General features: G+C 69.5%; 5 protein-coding genes and 1 pseudogene. 4 read left to right on the top strand and 2 right to left on the bottom strand.

Annotation, left to right across the window (positions count from 1 at the left end):
• Positions 1-313 (top strand): L,D-transpeptidase family protein (locus FV228_RS19290; protein ID WP_147856098.1); only part of this gene is annotated, 313 nt, incomplete at its 5' end.
• 3 nt (positions 314-316) lie between these two features.
• On the opposite strand, the gene FV228_RS19295 is transcribed toward FV228_RS19290, so the two are convergent.
• Complete coding sequence (locus FV228_RS19295) at positions 317-1,069, bottom strand: YggS family pyridoxal phosphate-dependent enzyme (protein ID WP_147856099.1); 753 nt, start codon at positions 1,067-1,069, stop codon at positions 317-319.
• Between the two features lie 179 nt (positions 1,070-1,248).
• Here FV228_RS19295 and leuS point away from each other — a divergent pair, with 179 nt between their 5' ends.
• The 3 genes and pseudogenes from leuS to FV228_RS19310 all read left to right on the top strand — a co-directional run bounded on the left by leuS (position 1,249) and on the right by FV228_RS19310 (position 4,619).
• Positions 1,249-3,831, top strand: a complete 2,583-nt coding sequence (gene leuS / locus FV228_RS19300) for a leucine--tRNA ligase (RefSeq protein WP_147856100.1) — start codon at positions 1,249-1,251, stop codon at positions 3,829-3,831.
• Positions 3,832-4,077: 246 nt separating this feature from the next.
• Positions 4,078-4,341, top strand: a pseudogene (locus FV228_RS19305) (type II toxin-antitoxin system RelE/ParE family toxin).
• A complete protein-coding gene (locus FV228_RS19310; RefSeq protein WP_147856101.1) occupies positions 4,338-4,619 on the top strand; it encodes an XRE family transcriptional regulator in 282 nt (93 codons plus the stop codon). Before FV228_RS19305 ends, FV228_RS19310 begins: the two are co-directional and overlap by 4 nt.
• Before the next feature lie 15 nt (positions 4,620-4,634).
• Here the strand turns inward: FV228_RS19310 and FV228_RS19315 are convergent, their stop codons facing one another.
• Positions 4,635-5,333, bottom strand: coding sequence for an ABC transporter substrate-binding protein (locus FV228_RS19315; protein WP_210247811.1), 699 nt, complete (start codon positions 5,331-5,333; stop codon positions 4,635-4,637).
• Positions 5,334-5,336: the final 3 nt, after the last annotated feature.

Raw genomic sequence — 5,336 nt, forward strand, 5'->3', positions numbered from 1 at the left:
GCCCCTGCGGGCGACCCGGCCGGGGGACGGCTGGTGCGACGACCGCCGGGACCGCCGCTACAACCGGCCGATCCGCCTGCCGGCCCCGGGCGTCAGCGCCGAAGCGATGTGGCGCGACGACGGGCTCTACGACGTGGTGATCGACCTCGACTACAACCGCGCGCCGATCCGGAAGGGGCGGGGCTCCGCGATCTTCCTGCACATCGCCCGGGACGGCTACCGCCCCACCGAGGGCTGCGTCGCCCTGGCCCGGGCGGACCTGCTGCGCCTGCTCGGGCGCCTCGGCCCGCGCACGCGTCTGCGGATCGGGTGAGGCTCACGCCTTCCGGGTCCTGGCCCCGAAGATGGCGGTCCCGACGCGGACATGGGTGGCGCCTTGCTGGATCGCCGCCGGAAAATCCGCGCTCATGCCCATCGAGAGGATCGGCAGGTTGTGATCCCGCGCCAGGCGGGCGAGCAGGGCGAAATGGGCCGAGGGCGGGTCCTCCGCGGGCGGGATGCACATCAGGCCCTGGATCGCGAGCCCGTGGGTGTCGCGGCACTCGGCCAGCAGCGTGGCGAGCTGATCCGGGAGGACCCCGGCCTTCTGCGGTTCCGCGCCGGTGTTGACCTGGATCAGCAGCGTCGGGGTCCGACCCGCGCGGTTGATTTCCTTGGCGAGCGCCGCCGCGAGCGACAGCCGGTCGAGGGCGTGGATCACGTCGAACAGGGCCACCGCCTCGCGGGCCTTGTTGGATTGCAACGGGCCGACGAGGTGCAGCTCGACATCCGGGTAGCGGGCGCGCAGGTCCGGCCACTTCGCGACGGATTCCTGGACGTAGTTCTCCCCGAACACCCGGTGCCCCGCCTCGAGCGCCGGGACGATGCCCTCCGCCGGCACGGTCTTGGAGACGGCCACCAGCCGGACCTCCGCGGGGTCGCGCTCCGAATCCTCGGCCGCCTGCGCGATGGCGGCCCGCACCTCGGCCAGGCCGGCGGCGACATCGGCTTCGCCGACCGGGAGCTTGGCGGTGGGCTGCCCCATCCCGTCTGTGGCGGGAGCGGTCTGCCCGGTGATCGCGTCGTCCATCGCGTGCCTGTCCTGATGGGACATCGGTCCCTTGCCCCGCCGACCTATGCCGTTGCGCGCCTCGCGCAAGCCCGGACCCATGCATCCGTTGACCGGCTCCGGCGCAGATATGCTACTGGGCCGCAACCGTGCCGCGGCTCTCCCCGATCAGCCGCCGAGCCTCTGACCCCGCCGGACCCATGACCAGCACCGCCCCCCAGCCCGTCGAGCGCTACAACGCCAAGGATGCCGAGCCGCGCTGGCAGGCCGCCTGGGCCGAGCAACGCCTGTTCGAGACCGACAATGCCGACGGGCGCCCGAAATACTACGTGCTGGAGATGTTCCCGTACCCGTCGGGGCGGATCCACATGGGCCACGTGCGCAACTACGCGATGGGCGACGTGGTCGCCCGGTACAAGCGCGCCCGGGGCTTCAACGTGCTCCACCCGATGGGCTGGGACGCGTTCGGCCTGCCGGCCGAGAACGCCGCCATGGAGCGCAAGGTCAACCCGCGGGACTGGACCTACGCCAACATCGCGTCGATGCGCGACCAGCTGAAGGCCATGGGCCTGTCGCTCGACTGGAGCCGGGAGATCGCGACCTGCGACCCCGATTACTACAAGCACCAGCAGCGGATGTTCCTCGACTTCCTGGACAAGGGCCTGGTGACCCGGCGCACCGCCAAGGTGAACTGGGACCCGGTCGATCACACCGTGCTCGCCAACGAGCAGGTGATCGACGGGCGCGGCTGGCGCTCCGGCGCCCTGGTCGAGCAGCGCGAGCTGACCCAGTGGTTCTTCAAGATCACCGACTTCGCCGAGGATCTGCTCACAGCCCTCGACGGGCTGGACCGCTGGCCGGAGAAAGTCCGGCTGATGCAGAAGAACTGGATCGGCCGCTCCGAGGGGCTGGAAGTCCGGTTCGCCCTGGCCCGGCCTCCGGCCGGTGCGGCCGAGTCCGTGACGGTCTACACCACCCGGCCCGACACCCTGTTCGGAGCCCGGTTCCTGGCGATCGCGGCCGACCATCCGCTGGCGGCAGCGGTTGCCGCGAACAACCCGGATCTCCAGGCCTTCATCGAGGAATGCCGGCGCACCGGCACCGCCCAGGCGGCGATCGACACCGCTGAAAAACTCGGCTTCGACACCGGCCTGACCGTCCGCCACCCCCTCGACCCGGCCTGGACGCTGCCGGTCTACGTCGCGAACTTCGTGCTGATGGACTACGGCACCGGCGCGGTGTTTGGCTGCCCGGCGCACGACCAGCGCGACCTCGACTTTTCCAACAAGTACGGGCTCGGCAACGTCCCGGTGGTCTGCCCCGAGGGGCAGGACCCGGAGGCGTTCCTGATCACCACCACCGCCTATGTCGAGGACGGGCGGATGATCCATTCGCGCTTCCTCGACGGCATGACCACCGGGGAGGCCTTCGAGGCCGTGGCGCGCCGGCTCGAGCAGGAGGGCGTGGCCAAGCGCAAGGTCCAGTTCCGCCTTCGCGACTGGGGCGTCTCGCGCCAGCGCTACTGGGGCTGCCCGATCCCGATCATCCACTGCGAGTCCTGCGGCCCGGTGCCGGTGCCGGTCTCGGACCTGCCGGTGAAGTTGCCCGAGGAGGTCTCGTTCGACCAGCCCGGCAACCCGCTGGAGCGCGACCAGGCCTGGCGGACGGTGCCGTGCCCGCAATGCGGCGCACCGGCCCGGCGCGAGACCGACACGATGGACACGTTCGTCGATTCGTCCTGGTACTACGCGCGCTTCACCGCGCCCTGGCTCACCGACGCCCCCACCGACCGCGCCACGGTCGATCGCTGGCTGGCGGTGGACCAGTATATCGGCGGCATCGAGCACGCGATCCTGCACCTGCTCTACGCCCGGTTCTTCATGCGGGCGATGCGCGAGACCGGCTGGGCCGGCGTCTCCGAGCCCTTCGCCGGCCTGTTCACGCAGGGCATGGTCGTCCACGAGACCTACAAGGACGCGACCGGCGCCTGGGTGCCGCCCGCCGAGATCCGCTTCTCCACCGAGGAGGGCGAGCGCCGCGCGTTTCACGTGAAAACTCAGGCGCCGATCGCGATCGGTTCGATCGAGAAGATGTCGAAGTCCAAGAAGAACGTGGTCGACCCGGACGACATCATCGCGAGCTACGGGGCCGACACGGCGCGCTGGTTCGTCCTCTCCGATTCGCCGCCCGAGCGCGACGTGATCTGGAGCGAGGAGGGCGTGCAGGGCGCTGCCCGGTTCGTCCAGAAGGTCTGGCGGCTGACCCATGCCGCGCTGGCCGCGAGCGGGGATGGCGCCGCCGACCTCACCCTGCGCAAGGCCGCCCACCGGGCGCTCGCCGCCGTGCAGGACGATATCGAGCGCCTGCGGTTCAACCGCTGCGTCGCCCACATCTACACCTTGGCCAACGCCCTCGAGGACGGGCTGCGCGGGCCGGTCTCGCGCGCGGCGGCGACGGAGGCGGCGGGCATCCTGGTGCAGCTCATCGCCCCGATGATGCCGCACCTCGCCGAGGAATGCTGGACCACGCTCGGCCGCCCCGGCCTCGCCGCCCAGGCCCCCTGGCCTGAGGCCGAGGCCGGGCTCCTGGTCGAGGACGAGATCACCCTGCCGGTCCAGATCAACGGCAAGAAGCGCGCGGACGTGACCGTGCCGCGCGACGCCGACGCCAAGGCGGTGGAGGCCGCCACCCTGGCCCTGGAGACAGTCCAGAAGATCCTGGAGGGCAAGCCGCCGCGCAAGGTGATCGTGGTGCCGGGGCGGATCGTGAACTTGGTGGTGTGAAGGGGGCGGGCTGGATGTATGTTCTGCCCGCCCCCTAATTACGTAGCAAGACAAGACGTGGTTGAACCCGTCGGCAAACCAGAGTGTGTTGCAAGCGATACGACATGCGCGCTCCCGCCGGCTGCAGCATTCAAGCCGGATGCCTTGCAGCGGTGTATCGATTTCGATACAGTTCGGGGACTCGTCGTGAAGCCTGTCACGTTCTTGGGTGATAGCCGAAAGGTACTTTAGTCTTTTCCGGACGCCATTCGCTACAGGTCCGGCGTGGAATTACGCGCTGTCCAGCTGGGCTTTGAACCGGATGATTGGAAACCCATCACCACCGTGGCTCCGGGTGTCAGGGAGATAAGGATCTGAGACCGCTCGGGAGCATTCCGAATCATCTATTTGGCGACGCTTCCGGATCGTGTGTTGGTCCTTCATGCGTTTCAGAAGAAGACGCAGCAGACCTCACAGCACGATATCGATGTCGCGACCAAGTGCCTCAAGGATTGGAAGGCCGAGGCATGAACGCGGAAACCTTTGACACCGTTTTCGAGGCGCTGGCCGACACGCCTGTCGAAGCCGCCAACATGACGGCACGCGCCGACCTGCTGCTTGCAATCCGAGAACGGGTCAAATCATGGGAGTTGTCGCAAGATAGCGCGGCCGCGCGGCTCGGTCTTACGCGCCCGCGCCTCAACGACCTGATGCGCGGGAAACTCGATAAATTCTCGCTGGATGCGCTCGTAAACATCGCTAGTTCGGCCGGCTTCGCATTGCGAATCGAGCTGATCGAAGCGGCATAGAGAACCCGGCTCGGCTCACGGCGCCGCCAGCCCCGGATCCTGCCCGTTGGCCTCCAGGCTCCGCGCGACGAATCCGTGCGCCTTCGCCTGCGCCAGGAAACCTGCAAGAAAGGCCGCCCCCGCGTCCCGGCCGACCGGCAGGCCCATCGCCTGCGGGATGTCCATGAAATGTCCCGGCAGTAACCGCACCTCCTTGTGGGCGGCCGCATAGGCGGCGAGCGGCTGGTGGACCCCGGCGGCGACATCGAGCCCGTCCCGGGCGAAGGCCGTGACCGCCTCCGCCGAAGTCGGCGCCCGCACCAGGGTGGCGTGGCGCAGCGCACGGGTCAGGAACAGGTCGTAGGCGCTGCCGCGTCCCACCGAGACGCGCACTCCGTCGCGGTCGACCGCCTCCAGGGTCCGGATCGGCGAGGCGGCCGGCACCAAGTAGCTGCCGGCGATCAGCACGTAGGGGGCCGTGAAGGCGATGCCCTCGGCGCGCTGCGGGTCGATCGCCAGGAAGCAGATGTCCCAGGTCCCGGACCGGGCCGAGGCCGAGACGGCGCCCGCGCCGGGAAACGTGACGAACGTCACCGGCACGCCGAGCCGCTGCGCCAGCGCCCGGGCGAGATCCACCGACACGCCGGCCGGGCCGTCCGCCCCGGATCGGGCGAGCACCGGATTGCCGAGGTTGATCGCCGCTCGGAGGGTGCCGGTAGGGGCGAGGTCGTGCAGGGC

It is taken from the genome of Methylobacterium sp. WL18, from assembly GCF_008040015.1.
GTDB classification, from domain to species: domain Bacteria; phylum Pseudomonadota; class Alphaproteobacteria; order Rhizobiales; family Beijerinckiaceae; genus Methylobacterium; species Methylobacterium mesophilicum.